The sequence below is a fragment of the Bacillus cereus group sp. BfR-BA-01356 genome, from assembly GCF_022663635.1.
Taxonomy (GTDB): domain Bacteria; phylum Bacillota; class Bacilli; order Bacillales; family Bacillaceae_G; genus Bacillus_A; species Bacillus_A cereus.
Genome location: NZ_JAKUFX010000123.1, coordinates 1 through 16,501, shown reverse-complemented (window position 1 = coordinate 16,501; position 16,501 = coordinate 1). Strand labels below are relative to the sequence as shown.

Genomic DNA, 16,501 nt, shown 5'->3' with positions numbered 1-16,501 from the left:
ATTATCTAGAAATATCTTGAGACGTCCAAGTATTTTCTTTATTACTGGACTCTTATTAGAGAGTAAAACTAAGCCTGAGATAGGGCTTAAATATTAATATACGAGGAGGAAATGATGATGAAAAAACTGATTATAACTTTATTTATCGCGATGCTAGCGTTGGCTGGCTGTAATACAAACAAAGAAGAACCGAAAAAAGAACAGAAACTTGAAGCTGTAAAAGTAGCAGTCCAAACAAATCCGAAAGAAATTAAACCAGGTGAAAAAACAGAAGTACAAGCACTTGTTACACAAGGGAAAGAAAAAGTAACGGATGCCGATGATGTAAAGTTTGAAATTTGGAAAGATGGCGACGAAAAGCACGAGATGTTAGATGGTAAGCATAAAGGAAAAGGTGTTTATGCAGTAGAGAAAACATTCGAAACGGATGGAGTATACCATATTATCGCTCACACAAATGCACGTGAAATGCACGTTATGCCAGAAGTGAAAGTTGCTGTAGGAAATGCGAAAGTAGAAGATGCGAAAAAAGAAAATAGTGATCACAGTGCAGGACATGGAGATCATAAAAGTGACACAATGATCCATCTTATGGCTGGAGACATAAAGGCAAATGCTGAATCTACAATGAAAGTTCATTTAAAACAAAAAGAAGAAGCCCTAACTGGTGCTGAAGTACAACTAGAGATTTGGAAAGATGGTGTTGAAAAACACGAATTTATTCCAGCGAAAGAAGGGAATAAAGGAGAGTATGAAACGAAACATACTTTCAAAGAGAACGGTGCTTACAAAGTGAAAGTACATGTAAGAAAAGGCGAATTGCATGAACATAAAGAGGAAACAATAGAAGTAAAATAAAAAGTAGCTCTAAAGAGCTACTTTTTATTTTTAATATGAAGAAATAAATCATAAAAAAATTAGCACTTCGTTGCAGAATGGATTACAATAGAAGTGTGAAGAAAATGAGAAATTCTACGAAAATGTATTAAAAAGAAAGCGTAAACATGTTATGATATCAGTATCAGATGTCTGACATCTGACTTAGAAAAAACTAGAAATGTTTTTGAATCGTTTCAAGTAAACGAAATAGGTTAGAAAATGATTTAAAGAAGTACTGTTTGACAATGAGAATTCTTTTGGATAACAGTTTCACTTTATAGCGTTTTGAACATACTACAAGAAGTAGAACTGAACTTATAGGAGGTCGCAGTTATGAATAAATATAAACGTATATTCCTAGTCGTAATGGACTCTGTGGGAATCGGTGAAGCACCAGATGCTGAGCAATTTGGTGATTTAGGATCTGACACAATTGGTCACATTGCTGAACATATGAATGGGTTACAAATGCCTAACATGGTGAAATTAGGTCTTGGTAACATTCGAGAAATGAAAGGTATCTCTAAAGTAGAGAAACCACTTGGATATTACACAAAAATGCAAGAGAAATCTACTGGTAAAGATACAATGACAGGTCACTGGGAAATCATGGGCCTTTACATTGATACACCATTCCAAGTGTTCCCGGAAGGATTCCCGAAAGAATTACTTGATGAATTAGAAGAAAAAACAGGCCGTAAAATTATCGGTAATAAGCCAGCTTCTGGAACTGAGATTCTTGATGAACTTGGTCAAGAGCAAATGGAAACAGGTTCTTTAATCGTTTATACTTCTGCTGATAGCGTATTGCAAATTGCAGCACACGAAGAAGTAGTGCCACTTGATGAGTTATATAAAATCTGTAAAATTGCACGTGAATTAACATTAGATGAGAAATACATGGTAGGTCGTGTTATTGCTCGTCCATTCGTTGGTGAACCTGGAAACTTTACACGTACACCAAATCGTCATGACTATGCATTAAAACCATTCGGCCGTACAGTAATGAACGAATTAAAAGATAGTGACTACGATGTAATTGCTATCGGTAAAATCTCTGATATTTATGATGGCGAAGGGGTAACGGAATCACTTCGTACGAAGTCTAACATGGATGGAATGGATAAGCTTGTAGATACATTAAATATGGACTTTACAGGTCTTAGCTTCTTAAACTTAGTTGACTTTGATGCATTATTCGGCCACCGCCGTGATCCACAAGGATACGGAGAAGCTCTGCAAGAATATGATGCACGTCTTCCAGAAGTATTCGCAAAACTAAAAGAAGATGATCTATTATTAATTACAGCAGACCACGGTAATGATCCAATTCACCCTGGTACTGACCATACACGTGAATATGTACCATTATTAGCATATAGCCCAAGCATGAAAGAAGGCGGACAAGAGTTACCACTTCGTCAAACATTTGCTGATATTGGTGCAACAGTAGCAGAAAACTTCGGTGTGAAAATGCCAGAATACGGAACAAGCTTCTTAAATGAGCTAAAGAAATAGGGGGATAAACAAATGAATCGTGAACTTATTACAAAATCAGCTTCATACTTAAAAGAGAAATTTCAAGAGACACCACAAGTAGGACTAATCCTTGGATCAGGACTAGGTGTATTAGCAGACGAAATTGAGAACGCAGTAACAGTACCGTACAGTGAAATCCCTGAATTCCCAGTATCAACTGTAGAAGGCCATGCAGGTCAACTAGTATTTGGTACACTTCAAGGTGTAACAGTAGTAGCAATGCAAGGACGTTTCCACTTCTATGAAGGATACGACATGCAAAAAGTAACATTCCCAGTTCGTGTTATGAAAGAACTAGGTGTAGAAACAGTAGTTGTAACAAACGCAGCTGGTGGTGTAAATACATCATTTGAGCCAGGCGATCTTATGTTAATTTCAGACCACATTAACTTCATGGGTACGAATCCATTAATCGGACCGAATGATTCTGAAATGGGCGTACGTTTCCCTGATATGTCTACATCATATACAGTAGAACTTCGCGAAATGGCGAAACAAGTTGCAGCAGACTTAAATATTAAAGTACAAGAAGGTGTATACGTGGGAATGACAGGTCCTGTATATGAAACACCTGCTGAAATTCGTATGCTTCGTACACTTGGCGGAGATGCAGTTGGTATGTCAACAGTACCTGAAGTAATTGTAGCGCGTCATGCTGGTATGAAAGTATTAGGTATTTCTTGTATTTCAAATATGGCAGCTGGTATTTTAGATCAACCACTTCATCACGATGAAGTAATTGAAACGACAGAACGTGTTAAAGCTAACTTCTTAGCATTAGTAAAAGCAATCGTAAAACAAATGAAGGGGTGACTTCACAATGAGAATGGTGGACCTAATTGCAAAAAAACGTGACGGACATGCATTAACGACAGAAGAAATTAACTTTATTGTTGAAGGATATACGAATGGTGATATTCCTGATTATCAAGTAAGTTCACTTGCAATGGCAATTTTCTTCCAAGATATGAACGATCAAGAGCGTGCTGATTTAACGATGGCAATGGTAAATAGCGGTGATACAATCGACTTATCGGCTATTGAAGGTGTAAAAGTAGATAAGCATTCAACAGGTGGTGTTGGTGATACAACGACACTTGTATTAGGTCCATTAGTAGCTGCTTTAGATGTACCAGTAGCGAAAATGTCTGGACGCGGTTTAGGACATACTGGTGGTACAATTGATAAATTAGAAGCAGTTCCAGGATTCCATGTGGAAATTGAAAACGATGAATTCATGCGTCTTGTAAATGAAAACAAAATCGCTGTTATCGGCCAAAGTGGTAACTTAACACCTGCTGATAAAAAGCTATATGCACTTCGTGATGTAACAGCAACAGTAAACTCAATTCCGCTTATTGCAAGTTCGATTATGAGTAAAAAAATTGCTGCTGGTGCAGATGCAATTGTTCTTGATGTAAAAACTGGAGCAGGTGCATTTATGAAAACGGATGAAGATGCAAAACGTTTAGCAGAAGCAATGGTACGTATCGGTAATAACGTTGGTCGTAATACGATGGCAGTTATTTCTGATATGAGTCAACCACTCGGTGAAGCTATCGGTAACGCATTAGAAGTTCAAGAAGCAATTGATACATTACAAGGTAAAGGGCCGAAAGATTTAGAAGAGCTATGTTTAACACTTGGAAGTCAAATGGTGTACCTTGCTGGACAAGCTTCATCTTTAGAAGATGCACGTGAAAAGCTAATTGAAGTAATGAACAACGGAAAAGCGCTAGAATCATTTAAAACGTTCTTATCAGCGCAAGGCGGTGACGCATCTGTTGTTGATGACCCTTCTAAATTGCCACAAGCACAATTTAAAATTGAAGTGGAAGCGAAAGAAGACGGATATGTATCAGAAATCGTTGCAGACGAAATCGGAACAGCAGCAATGCTTTTAGGAGCAGGACGTGCAACGAAAGAGTCTGAAATTGATTTAGCAGTTGGTCTAATGCTGCGCAAAAAAGTAGGCGATAGCGTGAAGCAAGGTGAATCTCTCGTTACAATTTACGCAAACCGCGAAAATGTTGAAGATGTAAAAGCGAAAATTTATGAGAACATGAAGATCTCTAAAGAACACGTAGATGCACCAACTTTAGTACACGGTATCGTAACGAAGTAATAAAAAAAGCTGAGGAGGTTTCTCCTTGGCTTTTTTTACTATTTTTTGTTTATAATAATAATGGGTGAAATTATGATTAGAATTTGTGCAGTAACAAAAACAGATGAAGTATTATATGATGTTTCTCTAGAAGAAACAAAGAAAGACCATATTGTATGGTATTGGCTAGATTTATATAAGCCAACGAAAGAAGAGTATACATATATTCTGCAAGACCATTTTAAGTTCCATCCCCTTGCAATTGAAGACTGTATAGAATACGTACAGAGGCCAAAAGTTGATTTTTATGATGGATATAACTTTTTAGTTCTTCATGCATTTGGGGAAGATGGACTAGAACCGCACGAAATCGATTTATTTATTAGTGATCGTTATATTGTTTCTTTCCACTTTTCTCATAACAATGCAATCGAAAGAGTATGGAAAACACTTGGAGAAAAGAAGCGTATTAAAAATAGTCCTTTACATGTAGCTCATACAATTATTGACCAAATTGTAGATGACTATTTTGCGCCTGTATATTACATTGAGGATCATTTAAATGCAATTGATGATAATTTAACCGGGGAGACAGCAGGAAGTGTATTAGAAGAGGTATTTGATATACGTGCAGATTTATCAAAGCTAAGGCGTACAATCATTCCGATGCGTGATTTATTATATCGTATTTTAAATTCGACTCGTTTTTATGGTATAAGCGATCATGAAATTTACTTTAAAGATATACATGATCATTTGCTTAAACTAACAGAAATGATTGAGGCAAGTCGAGAGTTAACAGCAGATATTCGGGATAGTTATTTTTCATTAAACTCACATCATATGAATAACATTATGAAAACATTAACTGTATTCTCGACTATTTTCATGCCATTAACATTTATTGCGGGAGTATATGGAATGAACTTTACGCATATGCCAGAGCTTGGTGGACAATATAGTTATTTTATTTGTCTACTTATCATGGCACTAATTGGCGGCGGAATGATGGCCTGGTTTTATAAAAAAGGATGGTTTAAGTAAAAAAACACCGAGGATTTCCTCGGTGTTTTTTTAACCAATAGCATGTAATACAAACATAGCTAAGAATAAGCATGTAATGATATACATAGATGGTGCGACTTCTTTACGCTTTCCAAGAGCAACTTTTAAGATAGGGTAAGCAATAAATCCGAACGCAATGCCATCAGCGATACTATATGTGAGCGGGATCATAACGATAATTAAGAATGCTGGAAATCCTTCTGAAAAGTCATTCAGAGGAATTTGTTGGATGCTTGTAATCATCAGCCCGCCAATAATAATTAAGATTGGTGCAATGGCACTATCAGGAATTAATTTGACAAATGGAAGAGCAAACAGTGATGCAAAGAATAGCAACCCAGTAACGATAGACGTCAGACCTGTCTTACCACCTGCAGTAATACCTGCGGCACTTTCTACTGTTGAAACGGTAGGACTTGTGCCAAATAGACCACATGTCATTGCTGAAATTGCATTGGCTTGGTAAGCACGTGGGAATTTACGATCATCTTCTAATAAACCGTGCAGAAGTCCCATGTTCTCAAAGATAAGCACCATGCTTAAAGAGAATGTTGCAATCCAAAATGGTAAGGAAGAAAGTTTCCCAAATGACATAGCTCCAAACACATCACCGTAATTAGCGAATGAGAATGAACTATTTCCCACTTGACTCGTATCCACAAGACCAAATAACCATGCGATACCAGTTCCTATTGCAATCGTCCATAAAAAGTTTCCACGTACGTTACGAATAAATAATACAAGTGCAATGATAAGAGTAAGTAATGTCGCAAGAACGACAGGATTACTTAATTTCCCCATTGCCACAGCAGTATTTGGGTTCGAAACGACTAAACCACCTTTTTGCAATCCGATAAACGCTAAAAATAATCCGATGCCGACAGTAATCGCTTCCTTTAATGACTTTGGAATTGATATTGATAGCACGCGAGCGATTGGTGTAAAAGCGGCAATTGCAAAAATAATACCAGAGATAAAGACAGCAGCCAATGCTTCTTGCCAAGTTAGTCCAAGTGTATGCACAGCTGTGTACGTGAAGAATGCATTTACACCCATACCCGGGACAAGAATAGCAGGTGCATTTGCCCAAAATGCCATGAGTAGACATCCGACAAATGAACTAAAAACAGTTGCTAAAATTCCAGCTTCAAGAGGAATGCCAGCATCTGATAAGATTGACGCATTTACAATCATAATATATACGATTGTGAAAAATGACGTAACTCCAGCTAAAACTTCTTGTTTTGGTGATGTTTCGTGTAAACCTAATTTAAATGTTCTTTCAAGTATTCCTTTCATGTTAAACCTTCTTTTTCATATCCCTCTCCCACCCGTGATATCTCTTTTGTAAGAGCTCACCGTTCTTTATTATATCAGAACATCATGTTTTTACAACAAGTAAAATGATAACGTTTACTTGTAAAGAGAATTCGTTATAAATACGTAAAAATAGCCCGTATGGATGAAATGATTTCTAATTCACCCGATTGAATAGGCGGGGCTGCTTGTGCATGTAAAGTAGCATAAGACGTAACCTCCCTTGGTAATTGGGCAGATTCTTCAACGAATGAGAGGGGAACAGGATTAATATTTAAATTATATGTACTCGCAATAGCACGAGCTTTTTCTACTGCTTGGTGCAGAGCTTGAATGAGAGCTTGCTCATAATATTTATTTGGATGAGATACTCGGAAACGTAAACCTTTTGCTACATTTGCACCATTTGAAACGGCTATATCATATACTTCCCCAGCTTTTTGTACATTTAAAACGGTAATTTCATACAAATGCTCCACGCGGTATCCTTGTAGCAATGCTTTATCATTTACATATTCGTATTGAGGAGTGATCGTATAAGAAATCGTTTCTATATCTTTATCGGCAATACCAAGCTGTTTAAGTGCATCCAGCAATTGTTTGGATTGCACTGCATTTTCTTCTTGAGCCTGTTTTACATTTTTATCATCTGTTCGAATGCCAAGCGTTAATATAACAACATTCGGTTTTGCTTTAACGACGCCTTCCCCTTGTACAGTAATAGTAGCTTCTTTACCAGTATTAGCTGTGCGTACGTTGTGTAAATAAGGATTCATTCCACCCTGCATTTTCCATCACCATCCTTTTTATATGTATATGTGTGAACAAAAAAGAAATTTATATGAAAAAAGTTACATAAATGAGAATGTTGAGGAAAGAAAGCATATACAACATAGGTATTTATAGATTATAATATGTGTAAATATGATAAAAAAGGGACGAGGCTATTGAACGAAAAAAGAGAAACACTGATTTTAGATTTATCTGCATCATTTCGAAAAATGATACGTTTATTACAAAATGATATTAATACACGTTTTGCAGAACATATGCCATATAATGAATTTTCTGTATTACGTGCGTTATTTTTAAAGAGTCCACAGATGGCTTCGCAAATTGCGAGTGAAGTAAACGTAACCTCCAGTCATATTACAGCTGTTACAGATCGTCTCGTACGAAAAGGATTAGTAGAAAGAAAACGTTCTAATTCAGATCGTCGAATCGTGTACTTAGAAATTACAGAGCACGGAAGAGAAGTAACTGAAAAACTTGAAGCTGTGCGTAAAGAATATTATAAAGAGAGATTTAAAGGTTGGAGCGACCAAGAAATAGAAATGGTCTTAGAACTATTTGGCCGCGTATTATAATAAATGAGGATAGGAAGCGAAAGCATTCCTATCCTTTTTCTTTTGAATAAAAATATTTTGGAACTCCGATACTTTAATTAAAAGATCGGAGGAAAGATTATGAAATATATTGCTGCACTTACCATTTTATTTGGTGGTTTTTTCTGTTTTCAAACATTCACGTACGCAGATACGCCTATCCAAGTAGTGCGAAAAGAAGTGAAGTACATTGAAAATGATAATACAGTCTTATATTCGAAATTATGGGTTCGTTCTATGCAAAACGCAGTATTATTCCACCATAGCGATAATATTCGTAATCAGGACACATTACGTAATGTAACAAGTTCATCGCTTGTTAAAGCGAAGCAACTATCTTTTCAGAAAGCAACACTCTATATACCGAGACTATCGCAATACGTATCAAAAATAGGAAAAGAAAATATTCAAGTGTACTACATTGCGATTCACTATAATGTGAAAAAAGAAAATGCATATCAATTAGATGGCATGAACTATTTTCTACAAGTATTCGTAAAAGAGCGTGGGGAATGGAAAATTGCTGAAAGTGTAGTTGCACCGACAGAGCAAATTGTGCAAAATGGTGATGGATTTGGGATGAAAGAAGAGATGGTGTATGGGGATAGGAGAGAGAATGTGAAATAACCTCCTCATCGAGAGGAGGTTATTTTATTTAAAATTCCAAGAGATTTTCCATTTTAATATTTTAGGTAGGAAGAAATACGTAATGAAACTAGTTATTAAAAATCCGATGTAAAAGCTGGACAATGAGTGCGCTCGACTTAGTATTAAACCTCCAATGATCCCACCAAAGAAAATAGCGCATGCCATTACTAACTTTTGTAACTTTGAATATAATAGATAGTTACCATTTCGCTCATTGATTGAACGGGCATATAAATATATACCGAGTGGTAATAAAATAATGGTATGTGCGACAGGGCCAAGCAATGTTTTTGCCGGGGGAATTTTTGTAAAGTTTGGTTCGTTATGACGTACTCCATTTTGATCAGTATAAGCGCTTTGCGGATCATAATTAAAGTAAATATTAAAATCTTCTGCTGGACTAGAAATACGTATGTTTTCCATAACATCATGTATAATGCCATTGTTCTCATGAAAGTCGGCACTCGAGTGAACAGCAATGACTCCTGATATTAGAGATGGAAGTAACGCTGGGAAGATTAATATAGCTGCAGTAAGAAATCCTTGCGATATCACATTTCCAGCGATTGTTCCTATACATAAGGCAAGTGTATAAATAGCAATTAATACAATTAACATGTATATAAAGTAACTATGAAAGGGCGAGAATACTTGATATTTATTATGAAAAGTCAACTTTTTCATAATAGCAAATAGTCCCCAGTTTAAAACGACAACAGCCGCGATATTACAGATTCCAAACAACCACTTTGTTATATAGAGGTGCGAACGTTTAAAGGGCATAGACCATAACAAGTCGCTAGTGTTATTTTGTCTTTCCCATCCAATTAACGTACAAGCTAGAACGATTAGCAAACTACCTAACAGCATGATAGAATCTAGAAGTGTTAAATCAAAACTGTAATGATATATAGCTTTCCATTTTTTATTCATATTTAGAAAATATTGCTGTTGAATAGAAGTCATATAGTATTTATATGATAAAGTACAGAAGCTGACGAGCCAAAATAACCATATAACATATTTACTTTGTTGATACGTTCTTAGCCACAGTGCTTTTTGAAACATAGGATCTCTCCTTTAAAAAACTTTATAATTTGTTAAGCGTGATAATATAACATAAGTAATGATTCCAGCGAGAAACAAACTGATATAGTAGTTTGGTAAGAAAAAAAATTGATTGATTTTATAGCCACCTAGTAATGCAAAGTAAATGGTTGTCCCCCATATACATATTCGTAAATGCTGTTGGAAAATAAATATCTTTTGACTGTTTTCATTTGGCGATCGTTTATATAAATATGTTCCAAGTAGTAAGTAAACTATTGTATAAAAAATAGGGACTAACATTGATTTGGCTGAATAATAGTGATAAGATGCTGGATTTCTTAAAATAGTTGAGTCATTTTCTTTTTTACGTGATTCAGGATTATATTGGTAATAAATCGTGAAGTTATATATTGGTGCAACTATATTTGTTTTTTTATTGATTTCATAAAGTTGTTGATCTAATTTATTATTTTTAGTATTGGTAGCCTCTAAATGGTTTATCGTAAAAGTGTACACTAGTGGAATAAATGTAAGCCCCATTAGTAACCATGGAATACAAAAAACAACCTGTGAAATAATGCTTCCAGTAAAAGTACCGATACATAGAGCAGCTGTATAGACTGCAACATAAGAAACTATCGCATAAAGAAAGTATCGGTGAAGTGGACTAAATGATTGATAATCAAAATGGATAGTTGTTCTATAAATAACATACATAATAATCCAATTTATAAGTAACGAGCTCACAATACAGAAGGAACCGAAAGCCCATTTAGATAAGAAAACATGTTTTCTTTTAAATGGCATCGTCATAAGTAGTGTATTAGATTGGTTGCTACGTTCCCATCCTATCAATAAGCAGGCTAAAGCAATGATAAGAACAGTTAACCAAAAACTATTACCATCTCGTGCAGAAAAGGTATAAAAATAATAATACTGTTCCCCTTTTTCTTGTAATTCGTAATATTTATCGAGTTCCATCTGAGCACTTCTATAGTATCCGAGAGATAGAAGATAAAGTGAACTGAAGAGAAAAAGTAACGCAGCATATTTCCCGCGCTTCCAATTCCACATCCACAACGCTTTATGAAACATATCCATCCTCCTCCAGTGTCGTAACGAAGACATCTTCAAGTGACATTGTTAATTCTTCAATGAGCAGTGGTTGCTCTTTATAAAACTTCTCCAGTGTTGTAGCCACATTTCCCTCAATTAAGATTGTATATATTTTTCCTGTTTGATTTAATATTTTAATATTGCTTAAGTTTTCTAGTTTTTGAGGTAATGAACGCTCGTAAGCTACTTGTATTTTTGCAAATTGTGATTTTGCATCGTCTAGTGACGTAATAGATGCTACAGTATGTCCTTTTAACATAATGATTGTATCTGCAATTTGTTCCACTTCATCTAAATGATGGGTAGAGATGAAAATGGTAATTTCTTTTTCTGCAACTTCTCCAACGAGAAACTGTAAAATCTGTCTTTTAACGATAGGATCAAGTCCGTTTGTTGGTTCATCTAAAATAATATATTCTGCTTTTGCAGCAACAGCTAAAATGATGGCAAGCAGTGCTTTCATTCCTTTTGAATAACTACGAATTCGTTTGTTTGGTAAGTTGAAACGTTCTAGTAGTTCGTAGAAATATGGTTCATCAAATGCTGTATAAACTGCTTTATAAAACTTCACGATTTCTTTTACTGTATAACCGTTCAGTATGTTAGTAGAATCCGGAACATATACGATTTTTTGTTTCGTTTCAGGATTTTTATGGATGTCGATATCCTCATATGTAACAGTTCCCTCGTCTGGGTCTAAAATGCCGACCATCGTTCGTAATAAAGTTGTTTTTCCCGCGCCGTTTCTTCCAAGTAATCCGACGATACTACCTTTTTGTAATGTGAAAGAAACATCGTCTAAAATTGTTTGATTATCAATTGTTTTCTTCAAGCTTGTCACTTTCAACATCCGTATTCCCTCCAATCTCTTTATAGTATGAATCTATCCAATCATGAATTTTATCTTTCGTAATACCAAGATAAGAGGCTTCTAATAGTAATTGATGAAATTGCTTTTCAACCATAGCGATTTTCCTTTCGTCTAATGTTGGGGTAATCGATTGGGATACAAATGTTCCTTTTCCTCGTAACGTTTCAATAATTCCTTGTCTCTCTAACTCTTGATACGCTTTACTCACTGTATTTGGATTTATAACGAGTAAAGAAGCGAGTTCGCGTACAGAAGGAAGTTTATCACTTGGAGCCAACATGTTTTTCAATACGAGTTCTTTTATATTTTGAACAATTTGTTCCCATATCGGAGTGTTGCTTCTTGGATCAAGTTGAATATGCAAGAGCAATGTCTCCTTCCTCATATGTATTAAGTGTACTACTGTGTGTAATACACTTAATACAATATAGGGGGAGAATGTGTTTGTCAACTGAAAATGTTAGAAAAATTTGGTATTAAAAAAAGATAAATTGGAAAAAATAGGTCTGATATAGAATGGAGGGTTAGTCATGAAGCGAGTTTTTGGAATACTTTTTTGTTTCATGTTATTGCTTTCTGGAACTTCAGTGAGTTTCGCGCAATCTGAGAAAACGAAGCCAGAGAAAACAGAAGAAACAACGCCGAAGTTAGCGGAACAAGCGTCGTCAGCAATCGTAATTGAGCAAGATACAGGTAAAGTTTTATTTGATAAAAACCCAAATGAAAAATTACCACCTGCTAGTATGACAAAGATTATGACAATGCTTTTAATTATGGAACAAGTTGAAAAAGGAAAATTAAAACTGACCGATAAAGTTAGAGCGAGTGAACATGCAGCTTCAATGGGTGGATCGCAAATCTTTTTAGAACCTGGGGAAGAGATGACTGTAAATGAGATGTTAAAGGGTATTGCAATTGCATCTGGAAATGACGCATCTGTTGCAGTAGCCGAGCATATCGCAGGTTCAGAAGAAGGATTTGTAAATATGATGAACAAAAAGGCGAAAGATTTAGGGCTGAAAAATACACATTTTCAAAACCCAACAGGTCTTCCGGCCAAAGACCATTATTCGACAGCAAATGATATGGCTATAATGGCGAGAGAATTGATGAAGTATCCACTTATTCGTAAATACACAGGTAAGTACGAAGATTATTTACGTGAAGATACGGATAAAAAGTTTTGGCTCGTTAATACGAATAAGCTAGTACGTTTTTATCCTGGCGTAGATGGAGTAAAAACAGGTTTTACGACAGAAGCGAAATATTGTTTAACAGCATCGGCTGAAAAAAATGGCATGCGTGTCATTTCAGTTGTCATGGGAGCACCAACATCAAAAGAACGGAACAACCAAGTGACGAAGCTTCTTGACTATGCATTTGGACAATATATGACAAAGAAATTGTATACGCGTGGCGAAAAAATTAAGACAGTTCAAGTAGGGAAAGGGAAAAAAGAAAAAGTAGATTTAGTTGCATCAGATAATGTTTCTCTTCTTATGAAGAAGGGCGAGAATATGGACAAGGTAAAACAAGAAGTAATTGCTGAAAAGAAAGTAAAAGCACCGATTAAAAAAGGTGACGCGCTTGGTACACTTGTTATTAAAAAAGATAAAGATGTTTTATTAAAACAAACAATTGTAGCAAAAGAAGATGTTGCTGCAGCGAGCTGGTGGGAGTTATTTAAAAGAAGTTTTGGGATGTTTTCAACATCAAAATAGCGGCAAATATTTTGCCGCTTTTCTATTCGTATATAAGTGAATAATGCTGAAAGGTTTCACTTTATGACGAAATAGTTCTTCTTTTGTCAGCAGGAAGGATTCTTATTTTGTATCACGAAAATCTTTATGTATGTGAATAAGTAAAGTTTGAGCATAAGGAGGAAATCGTGTGAGTCTTTCCATGCAATTAGAAGTAAAACGTGACGTCCTATGTGTGAGACTAGAGGGTGAATTAGATCATCATACGGCTGAAGAGTTGCGAACGAAAGTAACAGATATGATTGAGACACATGGTGTTCATCATATTGTTTTGAGCCTAGAGAACTTATCTTTTATGGATAGTTCTGGTCTAGGTGTTATATTAGGCCGATATAAACACGTAAAGGGATTAGGTGGAGAAATGGTTGTTTGTGCAATTTCACCGCCTGTTAAGCGTTTATTTGAAATGTCGGGCTTATTCAAAATCGTTCGCTTAGAAGAAAGTGAAGCGCACGCGCTCGCGACGTTGGGGGTGGCATAGATGAGAAATGAAATGAACCTTCAATTTTCAGCATTAAGTCAAAATGAATCGTTCGCTCGCGTTACTGTGGCGGCTTTCATTGCACAACTAGATCCAACGATGGAAGAATTAACGGAGATTAAAACAGTTGTGTCAGAAGCGGTTACAAATGCAATTATTCATGGATACGAAGGAAATGCAGAAGGTATTGTTTATATTTCTGTAATTTTGGAAGAAGCAATGGTGAAACTCACGATTCGAGATGAAGGGATTGGAATCTTTAACTTAGATGAAGCGAGACAACCCCTTTTTACAACTAAACCTGAATTAGAGCGTTCCGGAATGGGATTTACTATCATGGAAAATTTTATGGATGAAGTAGAAGTTATTTCAAACGAATCTTTCGGGACAACAATCCATTTGACAAAATACTTATCAAATAGTAACGCTCTATGCAATTAAGGAGAATAGCCTATGGACATAGAGGTCAAAAATGAGAAGAAGAAACCTCAGTTAAAGGACCACGAGCTAAAAGCGTTAATTCAAAAAAGTCAAGATGGAGATCAACAAGCGAGAGATACAATCGTTCAAAGTAATATGCGCCTCGTTTGGTCGGTTGTACAGCGGTTTCTTAATCGAGGATACGAACCAGACGACCTATTTCAAATTGGATGTATTGGGCTCTTGAAATCGGTAGATAAATTTGATTTATCTTTCGACGTGAAATTTTCAACATATGCAGTTCCAATGATTATTGGTGAAATACAACGTTTCTTACGTGATGATGGATCAGTGAAAGTTAGTAGGTCTTTAAAAGAAACAGGAAACAAAATTCGAAAGATGAGAGATGAGCTTTCGAAAGAATTCGGAAGGGCTCCAACGATTAATGAAGTGGCAGAGGCACTAGAACTAACGCCAGAGGAAGTTGTTCTAGCACAAGAAGCGAGCCGGGCCCCTTCATCTATACATGAAACTGTATATGAAAACGATGGAGATCCAATCACTATTTTAGATCAAATTGCAGATCAATCTGAAACGAAATGGTTCGATAAAATTGCTTTAAAAGAAGCGATTAGAGAACTAGATGAACGAGAGCGCTTAATTGTATACTTGCGTTACTATAAAGATCAAACACAGTCAGAAGTAGCCGAGCGCATAGGCATTTCGCAAGTACAAGTTTCAAGACTTGAAAAGAAAATATTAAAACAGATGAAAGATCGAATAGACGAATAATTGTCTATTCGATTTTTTTATGCCGTTAATAGGAGAGAGATGTTAATTTTCGCAAAAATTAACAGAATTTATTGATAATTTAGTAAATTTAAAATATAATCCAAGTATGAACTTGTCATAAAGGGGGAAGGAAACATGGAAACGAGGCAACAGTGGGGAACGAGAGCTGGATTTATTTTCGCAGCGGTCGGATCTGCCGTTGGATTAGGAAACATATGGCGTTTTCCTTATACAGCGTATGAAAATGGAGGAGGAGCATTCTTTTTACCGTATTTATTTGCATTATTAACGACTGGTATTTCATTGTTAGCGTTTGAATTTGCCCTTGGTCATCGTCATCGTGGCTCAGCACCACTTACATTTTTCCGTATTAGCCCGCGTGCAGAATTTATTGGATGGTGGCAAATGTGCGTAACATTTATTGTTTCAACATATTATGCAGTGATTATTGCTTGGTCTATATCGTATACATACTTTGCAATTACTGGAGCATGGGGAAAAGACACGCAATCATTTTTATTTAAAGAGTACTTACATGTTGCAGATAAGCCAGGACAATTTGGAGGACTTGTACCAGAAGTATTAATTCCGTTAGCTCTCGTTTGGATTATTGTGCTTGGCGTTGCATTTAAAGGAGTTAAAAAAGGAATCGAAGTTGTTAACCGTATATTTATTCCTTTATTAGTTGTTATGTTCCTTATTATCGTTGTTCGTGCAGTGACGATGGAAGGTGCTATGCAAGGACTAGATGCATTCTTTAAACCAGATTGGAGTCGTATTTTTGATGGGAAAGTATGGCTTGCTGCTTACGGTCAAATATTCTTTAGTTTATCTTTAGCATTTGGAATTATGATTACGTATTCTAGTTATTTACCGAAAAACTCGGATACAACAAATAATGCCTTTATTACTGGATTTGCAAACTCAGGATTTGAATTATTAGCAGGTATTGGGGTCTTTGCACACATCCATCAACTTAAGGATTTAGACTATTTTTGAAGTTAAAAGCACGTTACTATTTTCTTATGTTAATGAGAAAGGGTGACGTGTTTTTTATGAATATGAATCAAAAAC

Annotated in this window: 17 protein-coding genes and 1 pseudogene; 12 read left to right on the top strand and 6 right to left on the bottom strand. The window is 35.8% G+C overall.

All coding sequences use genetic code 11. The features are described from left to right. Positions 1–117: 117 nt before the first annotated feature. The 5 genes from MR168_RS26930 (at position 118) to corA (ending at position 5,566) form a co-directional block, all read left to right on the top strand. A complete protein-coding gene (locus MR168_RS26930) occupies positions 118–858 on the top strand; it encodes a FixH family protein (RefSeq protein WP_000733456.1) in 741 nt (246 codons plus the stop codon). 354 nt (positions 859–1,212) lie between these two features. Next, positions 1,213–2,397 (top strand): phosphopentomutase, encoded by a 1,185-nt coding sequence (gene deoB / locus MR168_RS26925; RefSeq protein ID WP_001046079.1) that lies wholly within the window; start codon positions 1,213–1,215, stop codon positions 2,395–2,397. 12 nt (positions 2,398–2,409) lie between these two features. After that, positions 2,410–3,231 carry a purine-nucleoside phosphorylase gene (locus tag MR168_RS26920; protein WP_001078446.1) on the top strand — a complete coding sequence of 274 codons (822 nt, stop codon included), beginning with the start codon at positions 2,410–2,412 and terminating at the stop codon, positions 3,229–3,231. A 7-nt stretch (positions 3,232–3,238) separates the two neighbouring features. Further along, positions 3,239–4,543 (top strand): pyrimidine-nucleoside phosphorylase, encoded by a 1,305-nt coding sequence (locus MR168_RS26915; protein WP_001243069.1) that lies wholly within the window; start codon positions 3,239–3,241, stop codon positions 4,541–4,543. Between the two features lie 60 nt (positions 4,544–4,603). Continuing rightward, on the top strand, positions 4,604–5,566 hold the full coding sequence (gene corA / locus MR168_RS26910; protein ID WP_002000765.1) for a magnesium/cobalt transporter CorA: 963 nt from the start codon (positions 4,604–4,606) through the stop codon (positions 5,564–5,566). Positions 5,567–5,596: 30 nt separating this feature from the next. Here corA and MR168_RS26905 read toward each other — a convergent pair whose 3' ends face one another. Both MR168_RS26905 and MR168_RS26900 read right to left on the bottom strand, forming a co-directional pair. Then, positions 5,597–6,886: an NCS2 family permease gene (locus MR168_RS26905; protein WP_000676238.1), complete on the bottom strand. Its 1,290-nt coding sequence runs from the start codon at positions 6,884–6,886 to the stop codon at positions 5,597–5,599. Positions 6,887–7,020: 134 nt separating this feature from the next. After that, on the bottom strand, positions 7,021–7,692 hold the full coding sequence (locus tag MR168_RS26900; protein WP_001161448.1) for an SIMPL domain-containing protein: 672 nt from the start codon (positions 7,690–7,692) through the stop codon (positions 7,021–7,023). A 159-nt stretch (positions 7,693–7,851) separates the two neighbouring features. Between MR168_RS26900 and MR168_RS26895 the strand changes: the two genes are divergently transcribed. Next, positions 7,852–8,271: a MarR family winged helix-turn-helix transcriptional regulator gene (locus MR168_RS26895; protein ID WP_001003305.1), complete on the top strand. Its 420-nt coding sequence runs from the start codon at positions 7,852–7,854 to the stop codon at positions 8,269–8,271. A gap of 99 nt (positions 8,272–8,370) precedes the next feature. Beyond that, positions 8,371–8,916, top strand: a complete 546-nt coding sequence (locus MR168_RS26890) for a hypothetical protein (RefSeq protein WP_086411646.1) — start codon at positions 8,371–8,373, stop codon at positions 8,914–8,916. 24 nt (positions 8,917–8,940) lie between these two features. On the opposite strand, the gene MR168_RS26885 is transcribed toward MR168_RS26890, so the two are convergent. Genes MR168_RS26885 through MR168_RS26870 form a run of 4 tightly spaced genes read right to left on the bottom strand, consistent with a single transcriptional unit; the run spans position 8,941 to position 12,338 of the window. Continuing rightward, positions 8,941–10,005 carry an ABC transporter permease subunit gene (locus MR168_RS26885; RefSeq protein WP_242291620.1) on the bottom strand — a complete coding sequence of 355 codons (1,065 nt, stop codon included), beginning with the start codon at positions 10,003–10,005 and terminating at the stop codon, positions 8,941–8,943. A 12-nt stretch (positions 10,006–10,017) separates the two neighbouring features. Then, positions 10,018–11,082: an ABC transporter permease gene (locus tag MR168_RS26880; RefSeq protein ID WP_086411648.1), complete on the bottom strand. Its 1,065-nt coding sequence runs from the start codon at positions 11,080–11,082 to the stop codon at positions 10,018–10,020. Next, the gene (locus MR168_RS26875; protein ID WP_086411649.1) at positions 11,072–11,953 is read right to left on the bottom strand and encodes an ABC transporter ATP-binding protein; all 882 of its coding nucleotides are present in this window, start codon (positions 11,951–11,953) and stop codon (positions 11,072–11,074) included. Before MR168_RS26875 ends, MR168_RS26880 begins: the two co-directional genes overlap by 11 nt. Then, positions 11,919–12,338 (bottom strand): GntR family transcriptional regulator, encoded by a 420-nt coding sequence (locus tag MR168_RS26870; RefSeq protein WP_000548027.1) that lies wholly within the window; start codon positions 12,336–12,338, stop codon positions 11,919–11,921. Before MR168_RS26870 ends, MR168_RS26875 begins: the two co-directional genes overlap by 35 nt. Positions 12,339–12,504: 166 nt before the next feature. Here MR168_RS26870 and dacF point away from each other — a divergent pair, with 166 nt between their 5' ends. The 5 genes and pseudogenes from dacF to MR168_RS26845 form a co-directional block, all read left to right on the top strand. Further along, positions 12,505–13,695, top strand: coding sequence for a serine-type D-Ala-D-Ala carboxypeptidase DacF (gene dacF / locus MR168_RS26865; RefSeq protein ID WP_086411650.1), 1,191 nt, complete (start codon positions 12,505–12,507; stop codon positions 13,693–13,695). Between the two features lie 169 nt (positions 13,696–13,864). After that, a complete protein-coding gene (gene spoIIAA / locus MR168_RS26860) occupies positions 13,865–14,215 on the top strand; it encodes an anti-sigma F factor antagonist (protein WP_000059135.1) in 351 nt (116 codons plus the stop codon). Then, positions 14,216–14,656, top strand: coding sequence for an anti-sigma F factor (spoIIAB, locus tag MR168_RS26855; protein ID WP_001243398.1), 441 nt, complete (start codon positions 14,216–14,218; stop codon positions 14,654–14,656). It abuts the gene before it with no gap. A 12-nt stretch (positions 14,657–14,668) separates the two neighbouring features. After that, the gene (gene sigF, locus MR168_RS26850; RefSeq protein WP_000350729.1) at positions 14,669–15,427 is read left to right on the top strand and encodes an RNA polymerase sporulation sigma factor SigF; all 759 of its coding nucleotides are present in this window, start codon (positions 14,669–14,671) and stop codon (positions 15,425–15,427) included. 135 nt (positions 15,428–15,562) lie between these two features. Beyond that, positions 15,563–16,390: pseudogene (locus tag MR168_RS26845) on the top strand (sodium-dependent transporter); the annotation flags it as partial. Between the last annotated feature and the right edge of the window lie 111 nt (positions 16,391–16,501).

What these genes read in the sequence shown, in the direction of transcription:
- MR168_RS26930 (WP_000733456.1), top strand. Translation starts at nt 118, where the DNA reads ATGAAAAAACTGATTATAACTTTATTTATCGCGATGCTAGCGTTGGCT.
- deoB (WP_001046079.1), top strand. Translation starts at nt 1,213, where the DNA reads ATGAATAAATATAAACGTATATTCCTAGTCGTAATGGACTCTGTGGGA.
- MR168_RS26920 (WP_001078446.1), top strand. Translation starts at nt 2,410, where the DNA reads ATGAATCGTGAACTTATTACAAAATCAGCTTCATACTTAAAAGAGAAA.
- MR168_RS26915 (WP_001243069.1), top strand. Translation starts at nt 3,239, where the DNA reads ATGAGAATGGTGGACCTAATTGCAAAAAAACGTGACGGACATGCATTA.
- corA (WP_002000765.1), top strand. Translation starts at nt 4,604, where the DNA reads ATGGGTGAAATTATGATTAGAATTTGTGCAGTAACAAAAACAGATGAA.
- MR168_RS26905 (WP_000676238.1), bottom strand. Translation starts at nt 6,886, where the DNA reads ATGAAAGGAATACTTGAAAGAACATTTAAATTAGGTTTACACGAAACA.
- MR168_RS26900 (WP_001161448.1), bottom strand. Translation starts at nt 7,692, where the DNA reads ATGCAGGGTGGAATGAATCCTTATTTACACAACGTACGCACAGCTAAT.
- MR168_RS26890 (WP_086411646.1), top strand. Translation starts at nt 8,371, where the DNA reads ATGAAATATATTGCTGCACTTACCATTTTATTTGGTGGTTTTTTCTGT.
- MR168_RS26885 (WP_242291620.1), bottom strand. Translation starts at nt 10,005, where the DNA reads ATGTTTCAAAAAGCACTGTGGCTAAGAACGTATCAACAAAGTAAATAT.
- MR168_RS26880 (WP_086411648.1), bottom strand. Translation starts at nt 11,082, where the DNA reads ATGTTTCATAAAGCGTTGTGGATGTGGAATTGGAAGCGCGGGAAATAT.
- MR168_RS26875 (WP_086411649.1), bottom strand. Translation starts at nt 11,953, where the DNA reads ATGTTGAAAGTGACAAGCTTGAAGAAAACAATTGATAATCAAACAATT.
- dacF (WP_086411650.1), top strand. Translation starts at nt 12,505, where the DNA reads ATGAAGCGAGTTTTTGGAATACTTTTTTGTTTCATGTTATTGCTTTCT.
- spoIIAB (WP_001243398.1), top strand. Translation starts at nt 14,216, where the DNA reads ATGAGAAATGAAATGAACCTTCAATTTTCAGCATTAAGTCAAAATGAA.
- sigF (WP_000350729.1), top strand. Translation starts at nt 14,669, where the DNA reads ATGGACATAGAGGTCAAAAATGAGAAGAAGAAACCTCAGTTAAAGGAC.